Source organism: Actinocorallia aurea, from assembly GCF_054783995.1.
This window is the reverse complement of record NZ_BAAGPQ010000015.1, coordinates 247,252-273,118: the sequence shown is the minus strand read 5'-3', so window position 1 is coordinate 273,118 and position 25,867 is coordinate 247,252. Positions and strand designations below refer to the sequence as shown.

Here is a 25,867-nt window from a genome sequence, read left to right as displayed (position 1 = left end):
CCGCGATGAAGACCAACGCAGCACAGACGAGCACGGACCTGCCGGTCGCCTCCGCCCGGCCCGCCCGCAAGGACTCCGCCCCCGAAGAGCGTCGCGGCGGGCTGTCCGGGGTGGCGTCGAGCGTGTTCAACGGCATGTCCCACGTCGCGCTGGCCATCTGGGCGCTGCTGGTGATCGTCCCGATCGTGTGGACGTTCGTCGCGGCGTTCAAGACCAACAGCGAGATCTTCGGCGACGCCTGGACGCTCCCGGCCAGCTGGCACTTCGACGCCTGGGGCCGCGCCTGGCGTGACGCGAACATCGGCCGCTACCTGCTGAACAGCATCTTCGTCGTCACCTGCAGCACGTTCCTGACGATGCTGTTCGGCTCGATGGCCGCCTACGTGCTGGCCCGGTACGAGTTCCGCGGCAGCAAGCTCGTCTACTTCATGTTCGTGTCCGGGATGATGTTCCCGGTCTTCCTCGCCCTGGTCCCGCTGTTCAAGGTCGTGCAGAACCTGCACGTCCACAACACCTACCAGGGCCTCATCCTCGTGTACGTCGCCTACTCGCTGCCGTTCACGGTGTTCTTCCTGACCGCGTTCTTCCGGACGCTGCCGACGTCGGTCGCCGAGGCGGCGTTCATCGACGGCTCCGGCCACATCCGCACGTTCTTCCAGATCATGATGCCGATGGCCCGCCCCGGCCTGGTCTCCATCACGATCTTCAACGTGATCGGCCAGTGGAACCAGTACCTGCTCCCGATCATCATCGTCCCCGCGGACCAGAACAAGTGGGTCCTGCCGCAGGCCATCGCCACCATCAGCACCTCGGCCGGCTACCGCCAGGACTGGCCCGCCCTGATGGCGGCGCTCAGCATGGCCATCATCCCGGTCGTCATCGTCTACATCATCTTCCAGCGGCAGATCCAGGCGGGCCTCACCGCAGGCGCCGTCAAGTAGCGCACCCGGCACAGGACACCCCCAGCGAAGCCCCGCCCGCGTACCGGGCGGGGTTTTCGCGCGTCCGGACCCTGTACCTTGTTGTGCAAGGATGTATGTCATGCCAGTTGGTGATCGGGCCGTTCAGCTCCGCAAGGGCGTGCTCGAACTCGGGATTCTCGCGGTGCTCGACCGGGAGGAGTGCTACGCCATCGAGATCATCGAGCGGCTCGGCGCGTACCCCGCGCTGGCCCCGACGCCCGGCACGGTGTACCCGCTGCTCGCCCGGCTGGACAAGGCGGGGCTCGTCGCCACGCGATGGGCCGAGGCCGCGGGAGGGCCGCCGCGCAAGTACTACCGGCTGACCGAAGAAGGCCGCGCCTCACTCGCGGAAGGCGCCGCGGCCTGGGTCGCGCTGAGCGGCGCGATGACGGAGATCCTCGGGGGAGGAAGATCATGACGGAGAACTACCTGCGCGCCGTGGGCGCGCACCTGGGCGGTCTGCCCGGCGCCGACCGCAGGCGCGCGCTGTCCGCGCTGTCCGCCCAGCTCGACGAACTCGCCGACGCCGGAATCGACCCGGCGACCGCGCTCGGCGACCCGGCGGAGTACGCGGCCCACCTGCGGGACGCCCTGGCCGGAGAGTCCCCGGAACAGGAGGCCCGCTGGCGCGTCCTCGGCCTGCCCGTCGAGACCCGCGGGCCGGTGAGCGCCGAGGTCCGCTCCCGGACCTGGGATCCGGCGAACCCCCGCCTGGTCGTCCCGCGCCTGTTCGGGCTCGGCTGGACCCTCAACCTCGGCGCGGTCGCGGTGCGGCTGGGCCTCATCCGCCCCGACGACGCGGGCGACGACGTCCTGGCCCGCATCCCGCGGCGCGAGGTCGGCCTCGCGCAGGCGGTGCCGGCGGCCATCGCGGGAGCGACGGCGACGGCCCTCGCCCTGGCATGGCGCGGCCTCCCGCCCACCGTGGCCTCCGGATTCGGCCTCAGCGGCAGGCCGCGAGGGGAGGCGTCCCGCTGGACGCTCACCGGAGCCGTCGCCCTCGGGGCGGTGCCCGCGCTCTGGGCCCAGCGAAGGGGCGTCCCCACCGAGGAGCGCCTCGTGCGCGCGGCGAGCGCCACCTCGCTCGCGGTGATCTCCGCGAGCGTGGTCGCGGCCACCGTCGCGCAGGCCCGCGCACCGCGCGGACGGTGGGGACTCCTCACCGCGGCCGCGCTGCCCGCCGGTGTCGCGGCCTCCCTCGCCGTCCTCGTCGTGCCGCTGCGCTCGGGCCTTCGCCGCGCCTGGCGCGAGGCCTCCACCCCGACGAAGGAGACGTCATGAATTCCGACCCGTCCGCGGTCCCGACACCCGTCCTGATCGCGCTCGGCGCCCTCGCCGCCGTCCAGCTCGCCCTCCAGGTCGCCTCCCTGGTCGTGCTGGCCCGCCTGCCGCGCGAGCGGGTCGTGTCCGGGCGGAAGTGGCCGTGGGCGATCGCCATCGTGCTGATGAGCCTGCTCGGCGTGATCGTGTTCCTCGCCGTCGGCCGCCGTCCCGCGCCCGCCGCCGACGCTCCCGCGCCCGAGCCGGCCGGCGACGGAGTCCGGCGCACGGTCCGGAGCCTCTACGGAGACGATCGATGACCGCGGCGATCGACGTCCGCGGCCTCGTCAAGTCCTACGGGGCACGCCGAGTGCTCGACGGGCTCGACCTGCGGGTCGAGCAGGGTTCGGTGTTCGGCTTCCTCGGCGCGAACGGCTCAGGGAAGACCACGACGCTGCGGATCCTCCTCGCCCTGGCGCGCCAGAGCGCCGGGACCGTGCGCGTCCTCGGCCGCGAGCCCGCCGATCCGCGGGTCCGCGCGCTGCTCGGGTACTGCCCCGACGTGCCCGGGTTCCCCGCCTGGATGACGGCCCGCGAGGTGATGGAGAGCAGCGCGAGCCTGTTCCGCCTGCCCGCCCGGACCGCCCGCCGCCGCACCGACGAACTCCTCGAACTCACCGGGCTCGCCGGCGTCGACTCCCGGGTCGGCGGATACTCGCGCGGGATGCGCCAGCGGCTGGGGATCGCCCAGTCGCTCGTCAACGCCCCGCAGATGCTCTTCCTCGACGAGCCGACCTCGGCCCTCGACCCGCTGGGCCGGCACGTCGTGCTGGAGCTGCTGAGCGAACTGCGCGGGCGCACCACGGTGTTCTTCTCCACGCATCTGCTGCCCGACGTGGAGCGGGTCTGCGACAGCGTCGCGATCGTCGACGGCGGCAGGGTCGTGGCCTCCGGGCCGCTCGCGGAGGTGCGCGCCGCCTACGGTGGAGTCCAGGGCCGCCTGCTGGTGGAGGTGGACGACGCCCCGCGCCTGCGCGAGGCCCTCACCGGCCTGCCCTGGGTGGCGGGCGTCGCCGACGACCTCGCCCCCGGCACACTCGTGCTGACGGTCGCCGACCTTGACGAGGCCGCGGTGCGGCTGCCCGCCGAGATCGCCGCCCTCGGGCTGCGCCTGCGCAGTCTGGAGCCGCGGGAGACCGGCCTCGAAGACATCTTCGTCGGCCTGATCGGAGCCGGCCGGTGAGCGCGGCCACCGCCCTCCTCCGCCTCCGCGCGCGGGAGATCGTCCGCACCTGGCGGATCTGGGTGCTCCCCGCCGTCGTGCTCTTCCTGGCGGCGTCCGGCCCGGTGCTGGCGAGGTTCACGAACGACCTCCTGGCCGCGGCGCTCGGCCCCGGCCAGGCCGCGGCGATCCCGCTGCCGGACCCCACCGCGCTGGACGCGAACGCCCAGTGGACGAAGAATCTCACCCAGCTCGTCGTGTTCGTGGTCGTCGTCATGGCCGCCGGGGCGATCAACTCCGAGGTCCGCTCGGGAGTCGCGGCGCTGACCCTGGTGAAACCCCCGTCCCGGACCGCCTACGTGCTCACCCACGCCGTCGTGCTCCTGGCGTTCACGGCCGCGGCCGCGCTCCTCGGCGCCCTCGTGTCCTGGGGCGTCACCTGGGCGGTCTTCGGATCGGCCCCCCTCGGCCCCGTCCTGGGGGCGACGGCGGTGTGGCTCGTGCTCGCCGCGGTCCTGATCACCGCGTCGCTCCTCGCGTCGGCGGCGACCGACGCGGTCGCGGGCGCGGCGGGCGTCGGCATCGGGGCCTTCTTCCTGCTCGTGCTGCTCGGCGTGGTGCCCGCGCTCACCGAGTTCACGCCGGCCGGCCTCGTCCCGGTGACGAACGCGCTGGCCATGGGCGCCCAGGCGGCCGACCGCACCCTGTGGTGGCCGGTCGCGACAGGGCTCCTGCTCGCCGGGGCCCTGCTCGCCGCGGCCACTGCCGTGTTCCGGCGCCGCGAGCTCTGACGGCCGAGGGGACGGTCAGCGGCCGAAGCGGGCGCGCAGGCCCCAGGAGGTCACCCGGAGCATGGACTCGGCGATCACCGAGCCGTCCATCTTGCTGGAGCCGTGGATGCGGTCGACGAAGGTGATCGGGACCTCCGCGACCCGCAGGCCGGCCCGGTGGGCGCGCAGCGCGAGATCGATCTGGAAGCAGTAGCCGCGCGAGTCGACGTCGTCCAGGTCGAGCTTCTCCAGGGTCTCGCGGCGGAACGCCCGGTAGCCGCCCGTCGCGTCGTGCAGCGGCATGCCGAGCATGAGGCGGGCGTAGGTGTTGGCGCTGCGCGAGAGGATCTCGCGGCGCTTCGGCCAGTTCGCCACCTCGCCGCCGGGCACCCAGCGGGCGCCGATCACCAGGTCGGCCTCCTCCAGCGCCTCCAGCAGCCGGGGGAGCTGCTCGGGCTGGTGGGAGCCGTCGGCGTCCATCTCGACCATGATGTCGTAGCCCTGCTCGATCGCCCAGCGGAACCCGGCCAGGTAGGCGGCGCCGAGGCCGTTCTTGGCCGTGCGGTGCAGCACGTGGACGTGGTCGTCGGCCGTGGCGATCTCGTCGGCGAGCAGGCCGGTGCCGTCGGGGCTGTCGTCGTCGACCACCAGAAGGTCGGCGCCGGGCACCGCGGCCCGGACCCGCGCGGTGATCAGGGGGAGGTTGTCCCGTTCGTTGTACGTCGGGATGATCACGACGATCGCGTTCATGCTGCCTCTCCGGAGCCTGTGTTCGAGGCCCGCCTCCGCGTGGTGAGCGCGAGGCCCACCCCGGTGACGCCGACCAGGGCGAGCAGCCATTCCGGCAGCCCGCCGAGGCGGTCACTGATGGTAACCGAGGTGCGCAGCGGCATGGAGGCCACCTGCACATCGGGGGTGAACTCGCGGGACTGGTCGACCAGCGTGCCGTCGGGGGCGACGATCGCGCTGATCCCGCTGGTGGCCGCGACGAGCACGGTGCGGTCGTGCTCGACCGCCCTCAGCCGCGACATGGCGAGCTGCTGCCAGGGCAGGCTGGTGTGCCCGTAGGTGGCGTTGTTGGTCTGGACGACCAGGAGCTTCGCGTCCGCGGCGTCGCGGACGATCCCGTCGTAGGCGACCTCGAAGCAGATGACGTCGCCGACGTGGACGCCGTCCATGGTGAGGATGTTGTCCTGGGTGCCGCGCGCGAAGTCGCGGGGCACCCTCTCCAGCCGGGAGATGATCTTGGTAAGGACGTCCCGGAACGGGATGTACTCGCCGAACGGCACGGGATGCCGCTTGGTGTAGTACTCGCCGGGGCCCGTCTCAGGGTCCCAGACGATTCCGCGGTTCTCCACCATCGTCCCGTCCGGGGTGGAGGTGAGGGCGCCGACGAGGACGGGCGCGCCGACCTCCTCGACGACCTCGTCGATCAGCGCGCGGGCCTCGGGATCGCCGTAGGGGTCGATGTCGCTGGCGTTCTCCGGCCAGATCACGAGGTCGGGCCGGGCCACCTCGCCCGCCCTCACCTGCGCGGCGAGCTCCCGGGTGCGGGCGATGTGGTTGTTGAGGACGGCCTGGCGCTGGCCCAGGAAGTCCATGCCGGACCGCGGCACGTTGCCCTGGATCACCGCCACGGTCGCGGTCTCGCCGCCGGTGCCGGAGCCCGTCGGCACGGCGAGTCCGGCGAGTGGCACCGCCAGGGCCCCGACGAGGCCGAGCGCGGCGGCGCGCAGGCCGCGGGCCGCGACCGCGAGGACCGCGAAGGCCAGCAGGGCGCCGGTGAGGGCGGTGGCGAACGAGACGAGCGGAGCGCCGCCGAGGGCCGCGAACGCGGTGAAGGGGGTATCGGTCTGGGAGAAGGCGAGGCGGGCCCAGGGGAAGCCGCCGAGCGGCACCCGGCCCCGCACCAGCTCCTGGGCGACCCACAGCCCGGCCACCCAGAGCGGCCACAGGCGGGTTCTGGCGACGTAGGCCATGGCCGCGCCCATCGGCGCGAAGTAGAGCGCCTCGACGAGGCTCAGGCCCAGCCAGACGTCGGTCCCGATGGGCCGCAGGCCCGGCAGGACGGGGACGAAGAAGAACAGGCCGCACACCAGGCCGCCCAGCGCGCCCGCCCACGGGCGAAGGCCCCGCAGCGCCAGCGCCAGGACCGCCACACCGACGGGGGCCAGCGGCCAGAGGCCCGACGGGCTGCCCGTGTCCGGCCCGAAGACGCTCGGCGGGAACGCGAGGCACATGATCAGGCCGGCGGCCGCGCACACCGCGATCCGCGCCGCCCGGCGGGGCCTCGCCGCGGCGTGCGGCCCCTCGGGCGCCTCTCGGGGCTCGGCCGTCACCGTCTCCTGCGTCACACCATCTCCAGCGTTCCCGGCGCCCCTTGCAAAAGAAGGTACCGGCAAAGGACGCGGGCCCGGACATCCGTCGGGCCGGACGCGTCCCCACAGGCAGTGGAGGCGGTGTCCGTTGTCTATAGGATGCCCGAGCCCGTCGGGTCCGGTCTGGACCAGACGGCTCAAACTACCGGAATCCATTGCCCTGTCAAACATGAACCAGCAGTTCGGACACCGCACATCATCGGGGATGATGAAGACATGTGGCCGCTGCTCCTTCCACTCCTGTTCGTGCTCCTTCCGGTCGCCGAGATCTACGTGATCATCCAGGTCGGTCACGCGATCGGCGGCTGGTGGACCCTGCTGCTCCTGGTCGCCGAGACCCTCCTCGGGCTCTGGTTCGTCAAGCGCGAGGGCAAACGCGCGTGGTCGAACCTCAACGCGAACCTCTCCCAGGGCCGCATGCCCGACCGCGAACTCGCCGACGGGTTCCTCATCCTCGCGGGCGGCGTCCTGCTGATCGTCCCGGGCTTCCTCACCGACATCGTCGGATTCCTGTGCGTGCTGCCCTTCACCCGCCCCCTGGTCCGCAAGCCCCTCATGGCCTGGGCCGAGCGCCGCGCCGCGCGCATCGGCGCCACGGCGGGCTTCCCCGGCCCTGGCGGCCCCGTCTTCCCCGGCCAGGGCGACGTGATCCGCGGCGAGGTCGTCGAGGAGGACGACCGCCCCGCCCGGCCCCCCGTGCAGGGCGAGATCCTGCGCGGCGACGTCCTGCGCGACGACGACGAGGGCGACGGCCCCGGCCGCCGCTGATCCGCGCCGAGCGGACGCGCGCCGAGCAGCCGCGCGCCGAGCAGCCGCGCGCCGAGCAGCCGCCCGCCGGGCGGACGCGAAAGGCCCGCACCGCCGATCGCGGTGCGGGCCTTTCATCGGTGACTCGTTCTTCGTTCGCGGCTCGCGGGCTTCCGCGGGCTATGCGGTCTTTCGCCTGCCCGAGCGGAGGATCTCCAGGCGCTCGGCCAGGACCTCCTCCAGGTCCTCGATGGAGCGGCGCTCCAGGAGCATGTCCCAGTGCGTGCGAGGTGCCTTGCCCTTCTTGGCGATGGGCACCTCCCCGTCCATCAGAAGGGCGGGAACACCGCAGTTGCGGCAGTCCCAGGTCATCGGCACCTCGACCTCGGCGGCGAGGGTGACGCTGAACTGGTGGCCCTTCGGGCAGGTGTACGACACCTCCTGGCGCGGTGCCAGGTCGGTGTTCCTGTCGTTCTCATAGCTCGTCGCCCCGAGCCGGGTGCCGCGAAGTGCGCGCTCTGCCATCGAAAAACGCCTCCCAGACGGCTAGCGGTCCTGCTGTGACCAACGCTGGATACCGCTACAAGATTCCCGCTGGTCGCCTTTCCAACCCTGTCTGTTACCCTCCGGCCCCGCCCCAGAGGCCGCGTCCGGCCATGACCTCCCGCAACGCCTCCAGATCGTCGGTCATGATCCCGTCGACGCCCGCGTCGAGGAGTCGGTCCATCACTCCGCGTTCGTTGACCGTCCAGGCGTGCACGGCGAGGCCGACGGCGTGGGCCTGGGTGACGAAGGACGCGGTCGCGAACGGCAGCGGGCCGAGGGAGTGGGGGATCTGGGCGCAGGCCACCCCTTCGGCGGCGATGCGGGCGGCCCGGCCGCCGAGCCGGACGGCGGCGACCCCGCTGGGGCCGAGCGCGGTGCAGACGGGTTCGCGGGTGAGTTCGGCGGCCTGGGCCCGCGCCCGGGCGAGCCGGCGGGTGGAGAAGGACGTGATGCAGACCCTCTCCCAGGCCCGGGTGCGCTGCAGGACGCGGATCAGCGGGGTGATCGCGGGGTGGTCCTTGATGTCGATGTTGAAGCGGATCGAGGGGAACGACCCGAGGGCGTCCTCCAGGAGGGGGATCGGCTCGGTGCCGTGGATGCGGGCCTGGCTGATCCGCCGGTAGGGCAGCCGCGCGATCCTGCCGGGCTCGCCGGTGACCCGGGCGAGATCGGCGTCGTGGAAGGCCAGGAGGGCGCCGTCGGAGGTGGCCTGGACGTCGGTCTCGATGTAGCGGTAGCCGAGGTCGGCGGCGCGCTGGAAGGCGGCCATGGTGTTCTCTGGCGCGCCGAAGGCCCCGCCGCGGTGGGCGAACGCGATGGGGCCGTCGTGGTCGAGGAAGGCGTAGCGCATCGCCCTCAGTATGACTCGGACTTACTGTGTAAAGGCAGTGGCCCGGGTCACCCGGCGCGCCGTCAGCCGGCCCACTCGCGGCGGCGGATCTCCGAGAGCGCGACGGCCGTGGCCACCGCGACGTTCAGCGAGCCGACCCGGCCGACCTGCGGGATGTAGGCGACGGAGTCGGCCGCTGCCAGCAGGGCGGGGGAGCAGCCGTGGTCCTCGCCGCCCACGGCCAGGCACACGTTCCCCGCGAGATCGGCCTCGTGCAGCGGCTTCGCGTCGCCCGTCAGCTCCAGCGCGACGACCTTGAACCCCTGCGCGCGGGCCTTCTTGACGGCGTCGGCGACGGTCCCGGCGTGGTCCCAGGGGACGAGCCGGTCGGTGCCGAGCGCGGTCTTCTGCGCGTTCGGGTGGGTCGGCGGGGTCGCGTTGCCCGCCAGCCACAGGTGCTCGACGCCGAACACCGCGGCGGTGCGGAAGATCGAGCCGATGTTGAACGGCTGGGTGACCGATTCCACGAGCAGGCCGAGCCGCCCCTCGGTGGCCCGCCGCCAGGTGCGGTTCAGCCTTTTGACGTCGGTCGCGCGAAGCTGCCGGCGTTCAGGGGTGTTCACGGGCCTGGACCTCCAGGATGCGGTAGGACGAACGGGACGCGAGCCGGGACGCCGCCAGGCCCGACTCGGTGAGCCAGCGCTGGAGGGAGTCGCTCCCGAGATGCTTCTGGACGACCAGGTAGGCCCGGCCGTCGGCCGTCAGCCGCGACAGCCACGTCTCCAGCAGCTCGTGCAGCGCGGCCTTGCCGATCCGGATCGGCGGGTTCGACCAGATCACCGCGAAGCGCAGCGCCGGATCGAGCGCGTCCGGCTCGGTGAAGGACACGTTCTCCAGGCCCGCCGCGGCGGCGTTGCGCCCGGCCAGCTCCAGCGCCCGCCGGTTGACGTCGACGCCGTGGACCGTGGCGCCGGGGGCGCGCTTGGCGAGGGTCAGCGCGATCGGCCCGTACCCGCAGCCGATGTCCAGGAGATGCCCCTCCTGCGGCGGCGGGGGCACGGAGTCGAGCAGGATCCGGGTGCCGGCGTCGACGCGGTCGGGGGAGAACATGCCCCGATCGGTCTCCAGCCGCAGGTGCAGGTCGCGCAGCACCAGGTCGACGGAGGCCGGACGGCTGGACGTGCCCGGTTCGGCCGAGAAGTAATGATCCCCCACGGCCGCCAAGCCTAATGCCGTCGCGATACCCGCCCGACCTGCTGTGCTTCTTCGAGCCGGGTACTGGGCGCTTGAGGGCCCGGCTGCGCCGGGGCGCCCTGTACCCGGCTGTGTTCTTTGGGCCGGGTACTGGGCGCTTGAGGGCCCGGCTGCGCCGGGGCGCCCTGTACCCGGCTCAGGGCAGGCGGGAGAACCAGGTGAGGGACAGGGCGCCGCCCGCGAGGGCCAGGAGGGCGGCCAGGGCGGTGAACCAGGAGGTGATGTCCCGGCTTTCCGGCCGCCAGCCGAGGGAGGTGCCGATGCTCTCGTAGACCTCGGAGAGCTGGGCGGAGTCCTCGGCCTCGTAGGCGTGCCCGTCGGTCTGGGACGCCAGCGCGCGCAGGGTCGCCTTGTTGACGTCGACGGTCGTCGTCTCGCCCTCGATCGTCACGGTGCCGTAGGGGGTGCCGAAGGCGATCGTGGAGACCGGGATGCTCGCCGCCCGCGCCGCCGCGACGGCCGAGGAGACGGACCTGCCGTAGGTGTTGTCCCCGTCGGAGAGCAGGACGAGGTGGGCGGGCGGCGGGTCGGAGCCGTTGCCCGCGTCGAAGGTCTTGATCGCGGTGATCGAGGCGAAGACCGCCTCGCCGATGGCCGTCCGCCGGTCCAGGGCGATGTTGTCGATCGCGGTGAGCGCCGCGACCCTGTCGGCGGTGGGCGAGGCGACCACGTTGGCCGTCCCGGCGAAGGAGACGACGCCGACGTTGAACCGCCGGGGCAGGCTCTCGATGAAGGTCTTGGCCGACGCCTTGGCCGCCTCGAAGCGGGAGGGGCTCACGTCGGTGGCCTGCATCGACAGGGACACGTCGATCGCGACCATGATCGTGGCCCGCTCGCGGGGCACCTTCACCGTCGCGGCGGGCTGGGCGGCGCCGACGCACAGCACCGTCAGCAGGGTGAGGAACATCCCCGCCAGCAGGTGCTTGCGCCAGGCCGGGCTGCGCGGGGCGACCGCGCGCAGCGTCGGCAGGTTCGTGAACCGGACCGCCTGGCGGGAGCCGCGGCGCAGCAGCAGGAGGTAGGCGAGCAGCATCGCGGGGACGAGCGCGAGGAGCAGCAGCCACCAGGGCGACAGGAAGGTCATGCGCGCCCTCCCAGTCTGCGGCGGCGCAGGGCGAACCGGGCGATGTCGGTCACCCAGTCGCGGTCGGTGCGCAGCACGAGGTGGCCGGCGCCCGCGCGGCGCAGCGCGACGGCGTTCGCGGCCCGCTGGGCGGCGGCGGCCCGCCGGTAGTCCTCGGCGACGCGGGCGTTCAGCAGGAACTCGCTGACGGCCCCGGTCTCGGGGTCGGCGAACTCGATCATGCCGGTCGCGGGCAGCTCCAGCTCGCGCGGGTCGATCACCTCGACCGCGAGGACCTGGTGGCGCGCGGCCATCCGGCGCAGCGGCCGCTCCCAGTCCGAGCCGTCGAGGAAGTCGCTGATCACCACGCGCAGGCCGCGGCGGCGCTGGCCCCGGTCGAGCGCGGTGATCCCGCCTTCGAGGGTGAGCGGGCCGGGTTCGCTGGGCGCCTCGCCGACCTCGCGCAGCAGCGCGTACAGGCGGCTGCGGCCCGTGCGGGCGGGCCTGCGGCGCAGCGCGGGGCCGGTCATGAGGTAGGCGCCGACCCGGTCGCCGAGGCGGGTCGCGGTGAATCCGACGGCGGCGAGGGCGGCGACGGCGAGGTCGCGCTTCAGCAGGTCGGTGGTGCCGTAGTCCATGCTCGGGGTGAGGTCGACCAGGGCCCAGGCCTCGAGCTCGTGGTCGGCGACCACGTCGCGCACGTGCGGGATCGCGGTGCGGGCGGTGACCGACCAGTCCATGTGCCGGACGTCGTCCTCGCCCGGCTGGTAGGCGCGCGCTTCGGCGAGTTCGCTTCCGGGCCCCGGCAGGAGGCCGAGGTGCTCGCCGCCGAGCATCCCGTCGAGGCGGCCGGTCACCTTGAGTTCCAGCCTGCGGAGCCTGTCTTCGGGGATCCGCATCAGACCTGGCCGTGGTTCCACACGACCCGCGGCGGCGGCACGCAGGCCAGGACGCGGGCGACGAGCTCGCCGGCCGACACCCCGTCGGCGATGGCGTCGAAGGTCAGGACGAGGCGGTGCACCAGGACGTCGCGTGCCACGTCGTGGACGTCCTCGGGCAGCACGAAGTCGCGGCCGCGCAGCAGCGCGAGGGCGCGCGAGGAGGAGACGAGGCCGAGGGTCGCGCGGGGGCTCGCGCCGAACTCGATGAGCGGGGCGAGGTCGGGCATCCGGTAGGCGCCGGGCTGCCGGGTGGCCATGACGAGCCGGACGACGTAGTCGGCGACGAGTTCGTGCACCGACACCCGCTGGGCGGCCTTCTGGAGGTCGATCAGGGTCTGCGGGTCGAGGACCTGCTCGGCCGAGGGCGGGTCGACGCTCATCCGGCGCAGGATCGCCATCTCGTCGGCCGCGTCGGGGTAGGAGACGTTGATCCGCATGAGGAACCTGTCGCGCTGGGCCTCCGGCAGCGGGTAGACGCCCTCGGACTCGATCGGGTTCTGGGTCGCGAGCACGATGAAGGGGCTCGGCAGGGGATAGGTCCGGCCGGCCAGGGACACCTGCCGTTCGGCCATGACCTCCAGCAGCGCCGACTGGACCTTGGCGGGGGCGCGGTTGATCTCGTCGGCGAGGACGAAGTTGGCGAAGACCGGGCCGAGCTCCACGTCGAACGACTCGCTGGAGGGCCGGTAGATGCGGGTGCCGACGATGTCGGAGGGCACGAGGTCGGGCGTGAACTGGACGCGGGCGAACGATCCGCCGGTCACCTGGGCGAGGGAGGAGACGGCGAGGGTCTTGGCCACCCCGGGCACGCCTTCGACGAGGCAGTGGCCGCCCGCCAGCAGCGCGACGATCAGCCGCTCGACCATGTGCTCCTGGCCGACGATGACCTTCTTCACCTCGGAGAGCGCGCGCTCCAGCAGCGCGGACGCCTCTTTGGTCCCTTCGGTGACGGTCACACCAGCCCCTTCGCCCCGAATTCCACTGCATCGACTGACAAGACTGTCTCGACTGACAAGTCCGACCCTACGTGACTACCCGGTGCCCCGCCGCCGACACGGATGATCGCGTGCGGTTCGCGAGAGCGTTCCCCGCGGGCGTTATGGTCATGTCATGACAGCGCCGCCGCCGTCCCCGCCGTCACCCGGCCCGTACCGTCTGACGGGCGCGCTCCGCCAGACGCCCGCCGGGTACGTCTTCGGCGCGGTCGACGGCGTGGGGCGGGCCGTGCAGGTGGTGCTGCTGTCCAAGGGCGCCGCCGGGGACGCCGCGGCGCGCGACCGCTTCGCCGCGGCCGTACGCGGCGAGCGGGGCGGCCTGCTGTCTTACGACGTCTCCAATCCGGGTCCCTGGGCGGTCGGCGAAGGCGACCTGAGCGGGCTCCTGGATTCGGTCGAGCTCTCCGGCCAGGGCGGCGGACCGCCGCTGGCGCACCACTGGGTCGGCGCCGCCGAGCCCGCCTACCCGGTGACCGAGTCGGGCGTGCCCCCCGCGGGTTCGGGCGGCCCGTACCTGGTCTTCCCCCGCTACGCCGCCCGCGGCGCGGGCGCGGGCACGGGGCCGCGCCGCGACACGATGCTCTTCGGCGGCGTTGGAGACTCCGCCCGCGGCGGGAGCACCGGGCCGTGGGGGACGATCCTGGCGGCCGTCGCGGTGCTCCTGCTGCTCGCGCTGATCCTGGGCGCGGTCATCTGGTTGTGGCGCTCCCAGCCCGAAAAACTGCCTCCCGAGCCCGTCCAGACGACGAGCCCGACCCCGACGCCGGGCCAGACCGGCTCCCCGCAGCCCACCCCGGCGCCGACCCGGACGAACTCCCCGTCACCGGGCGACGAGGGCGGCCCGGGCCAGGGCGACCCGTCCGACGACAACCCGCTCTGACGCCCGCCGCCCGTCCCCCGTGACGGCGGGGCGGGGTTTCCGCGAAGATGTCGGCACCGCCCGCGGGCCGCCGCGGGGACGACCAGCGGGAGGCAGCCGGTGTACGTGGCCGCGATCGACCAGGGCACGACGTCCAGCAGGTGCATGGTCTTCGACTCCGCGGGCACCGTCGTCGGCGACGCCCGCCGCGAGTTCGCGCAGATCTTCCCCCGGCCCGGCTGGGTCGAGCACGACCCTGCCGAGATCTGGGCGTCGGTCCAGGAGTGCGTGGCCGAGGCACTGGAGCGGGCCGGGCTGGCGGCGGCGGAGCTCACCGCGGTCGGGATCACCAACCAGCGCGAGACGACCGTCGTCTGGGACGCCCGCACGGGCGAGCCCGTGCACAACGCGATCGTCTGGCAGGACACCCGCACCGACCGGCTGTGCAAGGAACTCGCCGGAGAAGAGGGCCCGGACCGCTTCGCCGCCTCCTGCGGGCTGCCCTTGGCGACCTACTTCTCCGGCCCGAAGCTGGTCTGGCTGCTGCGGGAGGTCCCCGGCCTGCGCGAGCGCGCCGAGCGCGGCGAGGTGCTGTTCGGCACCGTCGACTCGTGGCTGATCTGGAACCTCACCGGACGGCACGTCACCGACGTCACCAACGCCTCCCGCACGATGCTCATGGACCTGAAGACCCTCGCGTGGGATCCGGCCACCCTTGCGGCGTTCGGCGTCCCCGAGGCGGTCCTGCCGGAGATCCGCTCGTCGGCGGAGGTCTACGGGACGGGCAGGGGGGTCCTGGAGGGCGTGCCGATCGCGTCGGCGCTGGGCGACCAGCAGGCCGCCCTGTTCGGCCAGTGCTGCTTCGCGCCCGGCGACGCCAAGAACACCTACGGCACCGGCAGCTTCCTGCTGCTGAACACCGGGGAGCGCCCGGTCGCGTCCCGGCACGGGCTGCTGACGACCGTCGGGTACCGGATCGGCGACGCCCCCGCCGTCTACGCGCTGGAGGGGTCGGTGGCGATCACCGGGGCGCTCGTGCAGTGGCTGCGCGACAACCTCGGCGTCATCTCCTCCTCGGCCGAGGTCGAGGAGCTTGCCGCGACCGTCGAGGACAACGGCGGCTGCTACTTCGTGCCCGCGTTCTCCGGCCTGTTCGCCCCCTACTGGCGCTCCGACGCGCGCGGCGCGATCGTCGGCCTGACCCGTTTCGTGCACAAGGGCCACCTGGCCCGCGCCGTCCTTGAGGCGACGGCCTGGCAGACCCGCGAGATCGTCGACGCGATGAACCGGGACTCCGGCCACACCCTCAGCGAGCTGAAGACCGACGGCGGCATGGTCGTCAACGACCTGCTCATGCAGATCCAGGCCGACGTGCTGGGCGTCCCCGTCGTCCGGCCGCGCATCAACGAGACGACCGCTCTGGGCGCCGCCTACGCGGCGGGCCTGGCGACCGGCGTCTGGGCGGACAGAAGCGAGCTCGCAGCCCAGTGGAAGGCCGACCGCCGCTGGGAGCCGCAGATGCCCGCCGACCAGCGCGAACGCGAGTACGCCCAGTGGCTCAAGGCGGTCACCCGCACCTTCGACTGGGCCGACTGACCCGCGCGGGAGCCGGCCGGCGTCCCCCTGCGGCAACGGTCTCTCAGGTGCCGGGGAGCCAGGAGACCTTTCCGGCGAGGGCGACCCAGCCGACGAACGCCACGATGTCGATGAGGGCGTGCGCCACGAGCAGGGGCATCACGCGGCCCCAGCGGCGGTAGAGGAACGCGAAGACCACGCCCATGACGAAGTTGCCGAAGAACCCGCCGAGGCCCTGGTAGAGGTGGTAGCCGCCACGGACCGCGGCGCTCGTCAGGTCGGCCTTCCAACGGGACCAGCCGAGCTGGTCGAGCCGGTGGATCAGGTAGCCGAGGACGATCACCTCCTCCAGCACCGCGTTCTCGATCGCCGACAGCACCAGGATCGGGATCCGCCACCACACGTCGCCGAGCGTCGTCGGCACGATCGTCAGGTTCGCGCCCGCGGCGTTCGCGCCCAGGTACAGCAGCAGGCCCGAGCCGCCGATCGCGGCCGCAACGCCCGCGCCGCGCAGCAGGTCGAGTCCCCGCGGGACCCACGCGACGCCGAGGGTCCGGCCGATCGGCTCGGCAGAACGGGCCAGGAAATGGGCGACGAGGGCGACGGGCACCAGCGAGGACGCGATCGCGTAGAGCTGCCAGGACAGGCCCAGCCAGGGCCGTCCGGCGTACCGGTCGGTGACGAGCGAGGCGGTCTGCTCGGCGAGCCCCTTCTCCGCGGTGACCGAGCCGGTGAACGAGATCAGCGCCGCCAGAGCCGAAGCGCCCAGTGACAGGGCGAACACCAGCCAGATCTCCCGGGTCAGGGTCCGGCGGTCGGGGAGCAGCGCGGGCAGCTTGGTCTCGGCGGTCACGGCACCGATCGTCGCACGCTCTGCCTGCGGGAGCCGCACAGGGCGGCCCGGTGGCAGTAGAGTCCTGGAATGCGCCAAGATCCGGCATAGGTCGTTACAAGTCGAAAGTGGTCGAGCATGGACGATCCCCGGCCCGGCAGGGCGCTGCCGGCGGGTGTCTACCGGCTGTTCGCCGACGGCGGCAACGGCCGGACTTTGAACGTTCCGCTGCCCGAGGGTGCGGTGGTGTGGCCGGACCGGTCCTACCGCCGCGATCATCCGGTGACGCGGCCCGCGTTCTGGCTGAGCGACGCGCCCGTCACCGCCGACGTCTGGCGCAGCCTCGCCGCCGAGCACCGGTACTCGGGCCTGTGGCCGCTGCTGCTGGACGAGTCCGCGCAGCCGTGGGCGGCGGGCCAGGTCGCGCCCGAGCCCGAGGCGGAGATCGACGTCTACGAGCCGGCCCAGTTCATGACCGAGGTCTGGCAGGACATGATCGAGCCGCGGCTGCGCTACGGCGACGACTTCGACGACCTCGCCCCGTTCGGCAAGTTCTGCCCCGGCCTTGCCGCGCCCGGCGAGCCGATGGCCGAGCCGATGGAGGCCGCCGACTGGCTCGTCGGCCGCCTCGCCGACGGCCGCAGCACCCTTCTCGGGCTGGTCGCCGCGACCCGCTCCGCCGACACCCTCGCCGTCATGGGCTGGCAGGGCGCCCTGAACCACAACCCGTGGACCGCGCCGATGGCCGCCGTCGCGCGCGGCTGGGAGGACCGCTTCGGCGCGCGCCTCGTCCGGATCGGGTTCAACACGATGGACTTCAGCGTCGCCGCGCCGCCCCGCGACGCCGAGCACGCCGTGCACGTCGCCGCCGAGCACTGGGCGTTCTGCCCGGACGTCGTCGTCCAGGGCGCGGGCAGCCTGGAGGGCTACGCCGAGGAGCTCGTGGGCCGCAACGCCTGGTCGTTCTGGTGGGACTGACCCCCTGGGCGACGAGGCGGCCTCGGGCCTGACGGTCCCGGCCGGGCCGGGCCGTCAGCGCTCGCGGCCGCGCGGCTTCAGGGGGACCTTCGGCAGGGCGGGGGCCGGGACGCGCGGGCCGTCGTAGCCGTGCACGACGCCCAGGGAATCGCCGGTCATCCAGGCGTCGCGGGCCGCCGCGATCTCCGCCCCGGTGCGGCCCACGAAGTTCCACCACATCACCAGCTTCTCCTCGAACGGGACACCGCCCAGCAGGAGGAACCGGGCCGCGGAACCCGCCTCGACCGGCACCTCGTCCCGGCCGCAGCCGAGGTAGAGCAGCCGCCCCACGGGCGCTTCGGCGCCGTCGATCCGGACGTCGCCGGTCATGGTCAGCACCGCGTACTCGAAGTCGTACTCCAGCGGCAGCCGGGCTTCGCCGCCCGCCTCCACGGCCACGTCCACGCCGGTGATCGGCGTGAACACCTCGCCGGGTGAGACCACGCCGTCGAACTCGCCGAGGAACACCGTCGCGCGCAGGCCCGGCGCGGTGACCACCGGCAGGTCGGTGTGGTGGGCGAACGCGGGCGCCTTGTGCCGCGCCGAGTCCGGCAGGGCCGTCCACAGCTGCGCGCCGTGCAGGATCGGCCGATGCGGCGCCGGGGACTCCTCGGAGTGGGCGATGCCCCGCCCCGACGTCATCAGGCCCAGCTCACCGGGCCGGATCGTCGCCAGGCTGCCGAGGCTGTCGCGGTGCAGGACATCGCCCGCGTGCAGCCAGCTGACGGTCTGGAGGCCGATGTGCGGATGCGGCGGGACCTGCATGCCCGGCTCGTTCGCGACGTCGTCGGGCCCGTAGTGGTCCAGGAAGCACCACGCGCCGACCATGCGGCGGCCGAACGAGGGCAGCAGCCGCCGCACCAGCGTGGTGCCGCCCAGCATGACCTCCTTCACCGGCAGCAACTCCCGGACGGGCGTCGCCTTGACGTCGGCGGTGCCGCCGGTGGCGACGGGCTCGGGCGCGATCTCCAGATTGCTCATGGCCTCAACGGTATCGGCCGGATCCGTCCCCCGAAGATCGCCCCAAGTGATCGGGATTGTTCCGCGGGCGGCAGGGGATACCCTCTTCGCCGCAGGTCGGCCGGGGGAAGACAGCTCCCGGGCGAGGTGGAGTGACGGCCTAAGGAGCGGGCGATGGAGGCGGAACACACCGGGGGCACGGACCTCCGGCGGGAGGTCGCCGGCCTCTGGCGGCTCGGCTCCCTCATCACCCGCCCGGTCCGCGAACTCGGCCGGGACCTCACCGTCGGCGTCGCGCGCACCGGCCTGGAACGCGCCCTCGACCTGCCCGCCGTGCGCGTCCCCGTCGAGCGGGCCGCGCAGACCGCGGCGCAGCGCCTCGCCATCACGATCGCCGAGCAGGCCGCGGCGCAGCTCGCCACCGCCGCGGGCGGCAACGCCGTCACCGGCGCCGCCTACGGCGTCACCGCCACCGCGCTGGCCGTCGCGGGCCAGGCGGCCGGGCACCCGCTGTCGAAGGCCGCGCGCCGCCTCGCGCTGCGCAACCCGCTGACGACGCGAGCCGCCTCCACCTGGGTCGGGATCACCGAGCGGGCCGCGGGCAGCGCGCTGGCCAGGACCGCCGTCGACACCGCGCTCGACTCCGTCACGGACGTGGTCGCCGACGTCGTCATGGACGTGGTGATCGAGGTGGGGCCGGAACTCGCCCTGGAGGTCGCCGAGAACATCGCCAGGCACGCGGCCGAGGAGGTGGCGTCGCGGCTCGTCGGAGCAGGGATGCTGCCTTCCGCGGCGGTCGGCTGGGCCGGCGACGTGGCGCGCAGCGAGCCCGTCAGGGTGGTCGTGGAGCTCGCCGGGTCGAGCGGGCTGGCGGAGCTGGCCGGGCGCGGCGCGTCCGGCGCGGCCTCCTGGGCGGCGGGCACCGAGCTGGGGCGCGCGCTCACCGAGATGGCCGAGGACGTCGCGCGCACCGCGCTGCGCGAGCGGATGAAGGACAGCGCCCGCGAGTCGGTGCGCCTGGCCTGGACGGGCGCGGTCGGCGTGCTGCGCGGCGAGCCCGTCCCGGCCGCCGCCGACGGCACGGTCTCCCGCGCGACCCGCCGGATCACCGAACTCGTCGTGGGCGGGCCCGCGGGCGAGGCCGCCGCCGCGATCGCCGTCCGCGTCACGCTGCGCACCGCGCCCGCGGCGGTCCCGAAGCTCGCCGCGAGCGCCGCCAGGAGCGGCACCCAGCGCGCTCTGCGCCTGCTGGGCTGAGCCGCCTCGGGCCGCCTCAGGCGGCCTTGGCCTCGCCGCGGCCGAGGAACCCCGCCGAGGCGGTCATCAGCGCGGCCATCGCGGTGATCACGCCGAACGAGACCGGGAGCGAGGTCGCCGAGGCGAGGCCGCCGACGAGGGCGGGGGAGATGAGCAGGCACGAGTAGGTGATCGTCGCGACGGCGGCGACGCCCTCGTTGGGCGCGTCCGCGGCCCGTCCCGCCGCGGCGAACGCGAGCGGCACCACGACGGCGATGCCGAGGCCGATGAGCGCGAAGCCCGCGATCGCCGGGGCCGGCGCGCGGCCCGTCACCACGAGCACGCCGCCCGCGACGGCCATCACCCCGCCCAGCCGGACCGTGCGGACCGTGCCGAGCCGGGCCACGACCGCGTCGCCGACGAGCCGGCTCGCGGCCATCGTCACCGCGAACGCCGTGTAGGAGGCCGCGGCGATGCCAGGCTCGGCGCCCACCACGTCGCGCAGGTAGACCGCGCACCAGTCGGCGGTGGCGCCTTCGGCGAAGACCGCGCAGAAGCCGACGAGGCCGATGCCGAGCAGCCCGCGCTCCGGCAGTGTGAACCGGGACGGTTCGGCCTCGCCGGGCGGCGGGTCGGGCAGGCCGCGCCCGGCGGCCAGGGCGAGCAGGACCAGGACGCACGAGGCCGCCGCGAAATGGGTGCGCGCGTCCATCCCGGCCGCCGCGGCGAGCGCGCCCGCCCCCGCGCCTACCAGCGCCCCGACGCTCCACATGCCGTGCAAGCCCGACATGATCGGCCTGCCGAGGGACCGCTCCACCTCGACGCCGAGGCCGTTCATCGCCACGTCGCACACGCCGCCGAGCACGCCGTAGGCCAGCAGCAGCACCCACAGGACTGCGAGGTCGGAGGCGAGCGGGGGCGCGGCGAGGGAGAGGGCGAACAGCAGCGCCGTCGCGCGGGCCACGGTCCGGGCGCCGCGCCGGTGGATGAGGCGGCCGGTGAGGGGCATCGCGAGGAACGCGCCGCACGCGGGGGCGAGGAGCGCGAGGCCCAGCCCGCCGGCGCCGGCGTCGACCCTCTCCTGGATCCACGGGATGCGGGTGGCGAACGAGCCGCCGACCGCACCGTGCAGGGCGAACACCGCCGCGACCGACATCCTGGGTGACCACATGGGCGCCCATATTAGGTAAGTTTGTTAACTATTGGAAGGCGGGCCGTGGCGCCGGATCGCGGGGGCGGGGCGGATGTTGCCTTTTATGACGGTTTTTCCAGGTCGCAGGAAGTGTCACCAGACATAGTCTGATTAGGCAACAAAATGGAACCTGAGGAAAAATGACCGTGGGAAATGGCGTTGTAAGGGCGCGCGGTTTAAGGTCTCCAACGTGCAGTCGAACCCCCCGCTCTGCCAGGCGCCTGAAGAACTCGCCTTCGTGCGCGCGCACACGCGCCTGAGACCCGTCCCGTTCCTTCCCGAAATGGTGCTCCACCAGGCCGATGATCCCTATGGGCTCTGGGAGCGCACCGAAGACACCGGCCTGCCCTACTGGGCCTTCGCCTGGACCGGCGGGCTCGCCCTCGCCCGGCACGTCCTGGACCGGCCCGAACTCGTGCGCGGCCGCCGCGTCCTCGACTTCGCCTCAGGCTCCGGCGTCGTCGCCGTCGCCGCGGCCCTCGCGGGCGCCCGCGAGGTCGTCGCCGCCGAAGTGGACCCGTACGCCGCGGCCGCGGTCACCGCCAACGCCGAGGCCAACGGCGTCACCGTCACCGCGGTCTGCGCCGACCTCCTCGAAGAGGTCGCCGATGAGCCCCATGAGCACGAACGCAGTGACCTCGTGCTCGCCGGAGACGTCTTCTACGACAAGGCGATGTCCCGTAGGGTCGAGCCGTTCCTCCGCGCGAACGCCGGACGCGGCGCGCTCGTCCTCGTCGGCGACCCCGGACGCCGCTACCTGCCGCGCGGCAGCTACACCGCGCTCGCCCGGTACGACGTGCCGGTGAGCCGTGCGCTGGAGGACGCCCGGCACAAGCGGACCACCGTATGGCAGGTCCCGGCTTAACGAGGAGGCCACGATGGCCGACGAGGAGGCGTTCCGGCACTTCGTCGCCGAACGCTCCCCGGCGCTGCTGCGGCTGGCCTACCTGCTCACCGCCGACCGCGCGGGCGCCGAGGACCTGGTGCAGAACGCCCTGGTCAAGGCGTATCTTCGGTGGAAGCGCATCGAGACGAACCCGGAGGCCTACGTGCGCCGGATCCTCGTCACCGTCGCCGCGGACGAGCACCGCCGCCCCCACCGGCGGTACGAGACCGCGACCGAGGCGCCGCCCGAGCGCCCCGGGGCCGATCCGTTCGATTCCGTCGACGGGAACGTGCGGCTGCGCGCCGCGCTCGCCGCCCTGCCCGCGGGCCAGCGCGCCGCGGTGGTGCTGCGGCACTGGGTCGGCCTGGAGGTCGCCGAGGTCGCCGAACTCCTCGGCTGCTCGGCGGTCACCGTCCGCAGCCAGACCATGCGCGGCCTGGAGAAACTCCGCGAAGCCTACGGCACGGTACGGGACGACGCCCATGGATGACCGCACCCTGCTCGACCTGCTCGCCGACGACGCGCCCGGGCCGTCGGCGTCCCTCGCCGACGCCGTCCTCGGCGAGGTCCGGCGGGTCCGGCGCAGGCGCCGCGTCACCGTCGCGGTGTCGTCGGTCGTCGCCGCCTGCGCCGCCGCGGTGCTCCCGCTGCTGTGGGTGCAGCAGTCCTCCGAACTGCACACCGCATCCGCCGCACGCCCCGACGCGGCCTCCCACGAGAAGCCGGCGAGCATCGCGCCCGATGCCCCCCTGGACGACGGGCGGAACGGCGATGGGCGGAACGGCGACGGGCTGAACGGCGGCGGGTTGAACAACGAGGTGGCCAAGGACGCGGGGAGCCTGGCGGAAGACATCGCCCCCGCATACGCCGCCGCGCTGACGGCGCTGCCGCGCACCGAGGCGAGCGGGCCCCTCACCGTCTTCGACGCCTTCTGCGCGGACCGGGAGTCCTGCGGTAGGGAGAGGCTTCCCCAGGCCTTCAAGACCGCGCTGGCGGCCCTCGTGCCGTCGCTGGCCTTCACTCGCGACGAGACCGACCGCGCGGCGGTCCGGCTCGGCGCCGCCGTGCCGGACGGAGAGCGGCTGCTGGTCTTCGTGAACGGCGAGCCCGTAGGGGTCCGCCCCGCCGCCGACGGCACCTGGACGGTCGGCTGAGCGCGCTCAGGCCAGCAGGTCCCTCGCCCGCATCAGGGCGAAGCCCAGAAGGTTCAGGCCCCGCCAGCGCGCGGGCGCGGACGCGTCGGGGGCGTCGGCGGCCAGGCCGATGCCCCAGATGCGGTCGAGCGGGCTGGCCTCCACGAGGACCCGGGTGCCCGTCCCGAGCAGATGCGCCCGCAGCTCCGGCGTCGCGCCGAACTTGGCGGCGCTGACCCGCGTCACGAGATCGAACCTGTGCTCGGCCCACACGTCCTCGTCGAACCCGCGGACCTCGCGGCCCGCCGACTTGGCGTCGCGCGGATGCCCGGCGGCCATCACCTTCGCCAGCGCCGCGTCGTCGCCGAACAGCCGCGCCTTGCCCGCCATCATCGCGTGCTCCGCCGAGGGATAGCGGACCCCGTCCAGCTCGAACGCCCCCTGCCACCACTGCGAGAACACGTGGTTGCCGCTCGCGTTGGGCGTGTGCCCCCAGAAGTACACATACCGGAGCCTCGCGCCCTCCGCCTCCAGGCGGCGCAGCGAGGGGAGGTCGAGGGGGGAGGTCACTCAGGTCCTTTCAAGGTCCAGCCCGGGGCGTTGACGGTCAGGCGCAGGGTCTCCGGGGTCGCCTCCCCGAGGCAGTGGCGGCACACCGGGACGGTGTCGGCCACCTGGCCGCAGGTGTGCGTCGCGGTGACCGGGGGGTCGCCGTCGATCCAGTGGTCGCCCCAGTCGCGCAGGGCGGTGAGGACGGGCGCGAGATCGCGGCCCGCTTCGGTGAGATGGTACTCGTAGCGCGCGGGCCGCTCCTGGTAGAGGCGGCGGGTGAGGACCCCCGCGGCCTCCAGGGAGCGCAGGCGCGTGGTGAGGATGTCGCGGGACGCGCCGGTGTTGCGGGCGATCTCGTCGAACCTGCGGTTGCCGAACATGATCTCGCGGACGGCCAGGAGCGCCCAGCGCTCGCCGACGATCTGGAGCGCCCCGGCGATCGAGCAGGGGCGCGCGGTGCTGCTCATACCCTCCAGGTTGCCATATCCAACTCACTCGTTCGAGGGAGTCACGGCGGGGGTCCGCGCTGTTAGCCTGCGCGGAGGGGCGCGGGGAGCCGCCCCGGGTGATCGCCGCGGGGGGCCGGATCATGGGGCGCTGGAAGACCGTTGCCGCTTGGGTGCTCGTCACGCCCTTCGCGCTGTGGGCCGCGGTGCGGCTGTCCGGATGGGAGGGGTCCTTCCGCTGGGTGCAGCTCGTCTCGTTCACCCCCTATGTCGCGGCGGCGGCCGTGGCCGCGCCCGTCGTCGCCCTCGTCCTGCGGCGGCGCGCCCCCGCCCTCGCGGGGGCCGTCTCCGTCGCGGTGCTCGCCGCGCTCCTCGTGCCCCGCGTCCTGGCGGACGGCGAACCTGCGGCCCGCGGGCCGGAACTGCGGATCCTGGCGGCGAACCTGCTGCACGGCAGGACCCCCGCGAGCGACGTCCTGCGCCTCGTCCGCACCCTCGACATCGACGTCCTCGCCCTGTCGGAGCTGCCACCGCACGCCAAGGAGGCCCTGGAGAAGGCGGGCATCCGCGAGTACCTGCCGCACGCGCAGGACGGCACCAACGACACCACGCTCTACTCGGCCCGACCGATCGGCGTGCCGGGACCGTCCCCGGCGGGCGCGGTGCGGGCCGAGATCACGGTGCCCGGCGCGGCCGGACCCGTCGAGGTCGTCGCGATCCACACCTGCGCGCCGCTCTACCCGGGCCTCGACCAGTGCTGGCGCGACAGCCAGGCCGCGCTGCCCGCCGCCACGCCGGAGGGCGCGGTGCGCATCCTCGCCGGCGACTTCAACGCCACCCTCGACCACGCGAGCCTCCGCGCCGTCCTGGCCACCGGCTACCGCTCCGCGGCCGAAGCGCGCGGCGCGGCCCTGCACCCCACCTGGCCCGCCGACGGCCGCCCCGTCCCGGGCATCGCCATCGACCACATCCTCGCCGACCCCCGCGTCGCCGTCCTCGACTACGCCGTCCACGCCCTCCCGGCCAGCGACCACCGCGCCGTCTTCGCCCGCCTCCGCCTGCCATGAGCGGTGAGGCCACCCTCCCGCTCGCCGTCCCGGGCCGGTTTGTCATGATCGGTCTATGACGCTGCGTGTGGTCCTCATCGGATACGGGCTCGGGGGTGCGGCCTTCCACGCCCCGCTCATCAGCTCGGTGCCGGGGATGATGCTGGTCGCCGTCGTGACGGGCGACCCCGAACGGCAGGAAGCGGTCAGGCAGCGGTACCCCGGCGTCGCGGTGCTGCCCGACGCCTCGGCGGTCTTCGCCGAGCCGCAGCACTGCGACCTCGTCGTCGTCTCGACCCCCAACCGCACCCACGTCTCGCTCGCCACCGCGGCGCTCAAGTCGGGCCTTCCGGTGGTCGTGGACAAGCCGGTCGCCGTGACGTCCGCGCAGGCCCGGGAGTTGGAGTCGTACGGGCCGCCCGTCTTCCCGTACCACAACCGCCGCTGGGACGGGGACTTCCGGACGGCCCGCAGGCTCATCGCCGAAGGCGCCCTCGGCAAGGCGCACCGGTTCGAGTCGCGCTTCGAACGCTGGCGCCCCGAGGTCGCCGAATCCTGGAAGGAATCGCGCGACCCCGCCGACGCCGGCAGCATCCTGTACGACCTCGGCACCCATCTCGTCGACCAGGCGATCTGCCTGTTCGGGCCGCCCACCCACGTGTACGCCGAAGTGGACACGCGCCGGGAGGGCGCCCAGGTCCCGGACGACGTCTTCCTCGGCCTCACCCACGAGGGCGGCGTCCGCTCCCACCTCTGGATGAGCGCCACCGCCGCCGACCTCGGACCCCGCTTCCGCGTCCTCGGCAGCGAGGCGTCCTACGTCATCCACGGCATGGACGGGCAGGAGGCCGCCCTGCGCGCCGGGCGCACCCCGCGCGAACCGGGCTGGGGCCAGATGCCGCCCGAGAGTTACGGCCTGGTCGGCGTCCCCGGCCGGGCCCGCCCCGTCCGCACCGACCCGGGCGCCTACCAGGAGTTCTACCGGGGCGTCGCCGCCACACTCCAGCAGGGCGCCCCGCCGCCCGTCAGCATGGCCGACGCGATCGCCGGCCTGGAGGTCATCGAAGCCGCCCTCCGCTCCGCCGTCGGCAGATGACCGCGGCGCCCGAGTGGGCCCCACGCACCAGAGCTGACTTCTAGGGCGGGACCCTCCGGTCCCGCCCCGC

General features: G+C 73.7%; 30 protein-coding genes. 16 read left to right on the top strand and 14 right to left on the bottom strand.

Annotated features, from left to right (window positions below; genetic code table 11):
- The first annotated feature begins 5 nt into the window (after window positions 1-5).
- From ACYVOM_RS20985 to ACYVOM_RS20960, 6 genes are all read left to right on the top strand, one after another.
- Window positions 6-941 carry a carbohydrate ABC transporter permease gene (locus ACYVOM_RS20985; protein WP_460305128.1) on the top strand — a complete coding sequence of 312 codons (936 nt, stop codon included), beginning with the start codon at window positions 6-8 and terminating at the stop codon, window positions 939-941.
- A 100-nt stretch (window positions 942-1,041) separates the two neighbouring features.
- Complete coding sequence (locus ACYVOM_RS20980; protein WP_460305127.1) at window positions 1,042-1,380, top strand: PadR family transcriptional regulator; 339 nt, start codon at window positions 1,042-1,044, stop codon at window positions 1,378-1,380.
- Window positions 1,377-2,243 carry a DUF5808 domain-containing protein gene (locus tag ACYVOM_RS20975; RefSeq protein WP_460305126.1) on the top strand — a complete coding sequence of 289 codons (867 nt, stop codon included), beginning with the start codon at window positions 1,377-1,379 and terminating at the stop codon, window positions 2,241-2,243. Before ACYVOM_RS20980 ends, ACYVOM_RS20975 begins: the two co-directional genes overlap by 4 nt.
- Window positions 2,240-2,542: a PLDc N-terminal domain-containing protein gene (locus tag ACYVOM_RS20970; protein ID WP_460305125.1), complete on the top strand. Its 303-nt coding sequence runs from the start codon at window positions 2,240-2,242 to the stop codon at window positions 2,540-2,542. Before ACYVOM_RS20975 ends, ACYVOM_RS20970 begins: the two co-directional genes overlap by 4 nt.
- Window positions 2,539-3,465, top strand: a complete 927-nt coding sequence (locus tag ACYVOM_RS20965) for an ABC transporter ATP-binding protein (RefSeq protein WP_460305124.1) — start codon at window positions 2,539-2,541, stop codon at window positions 3,463-3,465. The genes ACYVOM_RS20970 and ACYVOM_RS20965 overlap by 4 nt, the downstream gene beginning before the upstream one ends.
- A complete protein-coding gene (locus ACYVOM_RS20960; protein WP_460305123.1) occupies window positions 3,462-4,235 on the top strand; it encodes a hypothetical protein in 774 nt (257 codons plus the stop codon). The genes ACYVOM_RS20965 and ACYVOM_RS20960 overlap by 4 nt, the downstream gene beginning before the upstream one ends.
- A 15-nt stretch (window positions 4,236-4,250) precedes the next feature.
- Here the strand turns inward: ACYVOM_RS20960 and ACYVOM_RS20955 are convergent, their stop codons facing one another.
- Window positions 4,251-4,964 carry a polyprenol monophosphomannose synthase gene (locus ACYVOM_RS20955; protein ID WP_460305122.1) on the bottom strand — a complete coding sequence of 238 codons (714 nt, stop codon included), beginning with the start codon at window positions 4,962-4,964 and terminating at the stop codon, window positions 4,251-4,253.
- Window positions 4,961-6,568: an apolipoprotein N-acyltransferase gene (lnt, locus tag ACYVOM_RS20950; RefSeq protein ID WP_460305121.1), complete on the bottom strand. Its 1,608-nt coding sequence runs from the start codon at window positions 6,566-6,568 to the stop codon at window positions 4,961-4,963. Before lnt ends, ACYVOM_RS20955 begins: the two co-directional genes overlap by 4 nt.
- 240 nt (window positions 6,569-6,808) lie before the next feature.
- Between lnt and ACYVOM_RS20945 the strand changes: the two genes are divergently transcribed.
- Window positions 6,809-7,360 (top strand): FxsA family protein, encoded by a 552-nt coding sequence (locus tag ACYVOM_RS20945; RefSeq protein ID WP_460305120.1) that lies wholly within the window; start codon window positions 6,809-6,811, stop codon window positions 7,358-7,360.
- 159 nt (window positions 7,361-7,519) lie between these two features.
- On the opposite strand, the gene ACYVOM_RS20940 is transcribed toward ACYVOM_RS20945, so the two are convergent.
- The 7 genes from ACYVOM_RS20940 to ACYVOM_RS20910 form a co-directional block, all read right to left on the bottom strand.
- A complete protein-coding gene (locus tag ACYVOM_RS20940; protein WP_460305119.1) occupies window positions 7,520-7,864 on the bottom strand; it encodes an RNA polymerase-binding protein RbpA in 345 nt (114 codons plus the stop codon).
- Between the two features lie 94 nt (window positions 7,865-7,958).
- The gene (locus tag ACYVOM_RS20935; RefSeq protein ID WP_460305118.1) at window positions 7,959-8,735 is read right to left on the bottom strand and encodes a glycerophosphodiester phosphodiesterase family protein; all 777 of its coding nucleotides are present in this window, start codon (window positions 8,733-8,735) and stop codon (window positions 7,959-7,961) included.
- 62 nt (window positions 8,736-8,797) lie between these two features.
- Entirely contained in the window at window positions 8,798-9,337 is a 540-nt protein-coding gene (locus ACYVOM_RS20930; protein WP_460305117.1) for a TrmH family RNA methyltransferase, read from the bottom strand.
- Window positions 9,324-9,929 (bottom strand): class I SAM-dependent methyltransferase, encoded by a 606-nt coding sequence (locus tag ACYVOM_RS20925; RefSeq protein ID WP_460305116.1) that lies wholly within the window; start codon window positions 9,927-9,929, stop codon window positions 9,324-9,326. Before ACYVOM_RS20925 ends, ACYVOM_RS20930 begins: the two co-directional genes overlap by 14 nt.
- A 175-nt stretch (window positions 9,930-10,104) precedes the next feature.
- Window positions 10,105-11,052 carry a VWA domain-containing protein gene (locus tag ACYVOM_RS20920; protein WP_460305115.1) on the bottom strand — a complete coding sequence of 316 codons (948 nt, stop codon included), beginning with the start codon at window positions 11,050-11,052 and terminating at the stop codon, window positions 10,105-10,107.
- Complete coding sequence (locus ACYVOM_RS20915; RefSeq protein WP_460305114.1) at window positions 11,049-11,930, bottom strand: DUF58 domain-containing protein; 882 nt, start codon at window positions 11,928-11,930, stop codon at window positions 11,049-11,051. The genes ACYVOM_RS20920 and ACYVOM_RS20915 overlap by 4 nt, the downstream gene beginning before the upstream one ends.
- Entirely contained in the window at window positions 11,930-12,928 is a 999-nt protein-coding gene (locus ACYVOM_RS20910) for an AAA family ATPase (RefSeq protein WP_460305113.1), read from the bottom strand. The genes ACYVOM_RS20915 and ACYVOM_RS20910 overlap by 1 nt, the downstream gene beginning before the upstream one ends.
- Before the next feature lie 154 nt (window positions 12,929-13,082).
- Between ACYVOM_RS20910 and ACYVOM_RS20905 the strand changes: the two genes are divergently transcribed.
- Complete coding sequence (locus tag ACYVOM_RS20905) at window positions 13,083-13,847, top strand: hypothetical protein (RefSeq protein WP_460305112.1); 765 nt, start codon at window positions 13,083-13,085, stop codon at window positions 13,845-13,847.
- Window positions 13,848-13,946: 99 nt separating this feature from the next.
- Window positions 13,947-15,422 carry a glycerol kinase GlpK gene (gene glpK, locus ACYVOM_RS20900; protein ID WP_460305111.1) on the top strand — a complete coding sequence of 492 codons (1,476 nt, stop codon included), beginning with the start codon at window positions 13,947-13,949 and terminating at the stop codon, window positions 15,420-15,422.
- Window positions 15,423-15,465: 43 nt separating this feature from the next.
- Here glpK and ACYVOM_RS20895 read toward each other — a convergent pair whose 3' ends face one another.
- Window positions 15,466-16,254, bottom strand: a complete 789-nt coding sequence (locus tag ACYVOM_RS20895; RefSeq protein ID WP_460305110.1) for a CPBP family intramembrane glutamic endopeptidase — start codon at window positions 16,252-16,254, stop codon at window positions 15,466-15,468.
- Window positions 16,255-16,371: 117 nt separating this feature from the next.
- On the opposite strand from ACYVOM_RS20895, the gene ACYVOM_RS20890 reads away from it, so the two are divergent.
- The gene (locus ACYVOM_RS20890; protein WP_460305109.1) at window positions 16,372-17,211 is read left to right on the top strand and encodes a DUF4253 domain-containing protein; all 840 of its coding nucleotides are present in this window, start codon (window positions 16,372-16,374) and stop codon (window positions 17,209-17,211) included.
- A 54-nt stretch (window positions 17,212-17,265) separates the two neighbouring features.
- Here ACYVOM_RS20890 and ACYVOM_RS20885 read toward each other — a convergent pair whose 3' ends face one another.
- Window positions 17,266-18,231 (bottom strand): pirin family protein, encoded by a 966-nt coding sequence (locus tag ACYVOM_RS20885; protein ID WP_460305108.1) that lies wholly within the window; start codon window positions 18,229-18,231, stop codon window positions 17,266-17,268.
- Window positions 18,232-18,384: 153 nt separating this feature from the next.
- Here ACYVOM_RS20885 and ACYVOM_RS20880 point away from each other — a divergent pair, with 153 nt between their 5' ends.
- Entirely contained in the window at window positions 18,385-19,467 is a 1,083-nt protein-coding gene (locus tag ACYVOM_RS20880; protein ID WP_460305107.1) for a hypothetical protein, read from the top strand.
- A gap of 16 nt (window positions 19,468-19,483) precedes the next feature.
- Here ACYVOM_RS20880 and ACYVOM_RS20875 read toward each other — a convergent pair whose 3' ends face one another.
- The gene (locus ACYVOM_RS20875) at window positions 19,484-20,617 is read right to left on the bottom strand and encodes an MFS transporter (protein WP_460305106.1); all 1,134 of its coding nucleotides are present in this window, start codon (window positions 20,615-20,617) and stop codon (window positions 19,484-19,486) included.
- Window positions 20,618-20,828: 211 nt separating this feature from the next.
- Here ACYVOM_RS20875 and ACYVOM_RS20870 point away from each other — a divergent pair, with 211 nt between their 5' ends.
- The 3 genes from ACYVOM_RS20870 to ACYVOM_RS20860 are packed head-to-tail and all read left to right on the top strand — an operon-like array spanning window position 20,829 to window position 22,678.
- Entirely contained in the window at window positions 20,829-21,503 is a 675-nt protein-coding gene (locus tag ACYVOM_RS20870) for a class I SAM-dependent methyltransferase (RefSeq protein WP_460305105.1), read from the top strand.
- A 13-nt stretch (window positions 21,504-21,516) separates the two neighbouring features.
- Window positions 21,517-22,014 carry a SigE family RNA polymerase sigma factor gene (locus ACYVOM_RS20865; protein ID WP_460305104.1) on the top strand — a complete coding sequence of 166 codons (498 nt, stop codon included), beginning with the start codon at window positions 21,517-21,519 and terminating at the stop codon, window positions 22,012-22,014.
- The gene (locus tag ACYVOM_RS20860) at window positions 22,007-22,678 is read left to right on the top strand and encodes a hypothetical protein (protein ID WP_460305103.1); all 672 of its coding nucleotides are present in this window, start codon (window positions 22,007-22,009) and stop codon (window positions 22,676-22,678) included. The genes ACYVOM_RS20865 and ACYVOM_RS20860 overlap by 8 nt, the downstream gene beginning before the upstream one ends.
- 6 nt (window positions 22,679-22,684) lie before the next feature.
- Here the strand turns inward: ACYVOM_RS20860 and ACYVOM_RS20855 are convergent, their stop codons facing one another.
- Together ACYVOM_RS20855 and ACYVOM_RS20850 are read right to left on the bottom strand one after the other, a co-directional pair.
- Window positions 22,685-23,227 (bottom strand): NADAR family protein, encoded by a 543-nt coding sequence (locus ACYVOM_RS20855; protein WP_460305102.1) that lies wholly within the window; start codon window positions 23,225-23,227, stop codon window positions 22,685-22,687.
- Window positions 23,224-23,676 carry a winged helix-turn-helix transcriptional regulator gene (locus ACYVOM_RS20850; RefSeq protein WP_460305101.1) on the bottom strand — a complete coding sequence of 151 codons (453 nt, stop codon included), beginning with the start codon at window positions 23,674-23,676 and terminating at the stop codon, window positions 23,224-23,226. The genes ACYVOM_RS20855 and ACYVOM_RS20850 overlap by 4 nt, the downstream gene beginning before the upstream one ends.
- Window positions 23,677-23,774: 98 nt before the next feature.
- Here ACYVOM_RS20850 and ACYVOM_RS20845 point away from each other — a divergent pair, with 98 nt between their 5' ends.
- Window positions 23,775-24,722: an endonuclease/exonuclease/phosphatase family protein gene (locus ACYVOM_RS20845; protein ID WP_460305100.1), complete on the top strand. Its 948-nt coding sequence runs from the start codon at window positions 23,775-23,777 to the stop codon at window positions 24,720-24,722.
- A gap of 55 nt (window positions 24,723-24,777) precedes the next feature.
- Window positions 24,778-25,797: a Gfo/Idh/MocA family protein gene (locus tag ACYVOM_RS20840; RefSeq protein WP_460305099.1), complete on the top strand. Its 1,020-nt coding sequence runs from the start codon at window positions 24,778-24,780 to the stop codon at window positions 25,795-25,797.
- The last annotated feature ends 70 nt before the right edge of the window (window positions 25,798-25,867 follow it).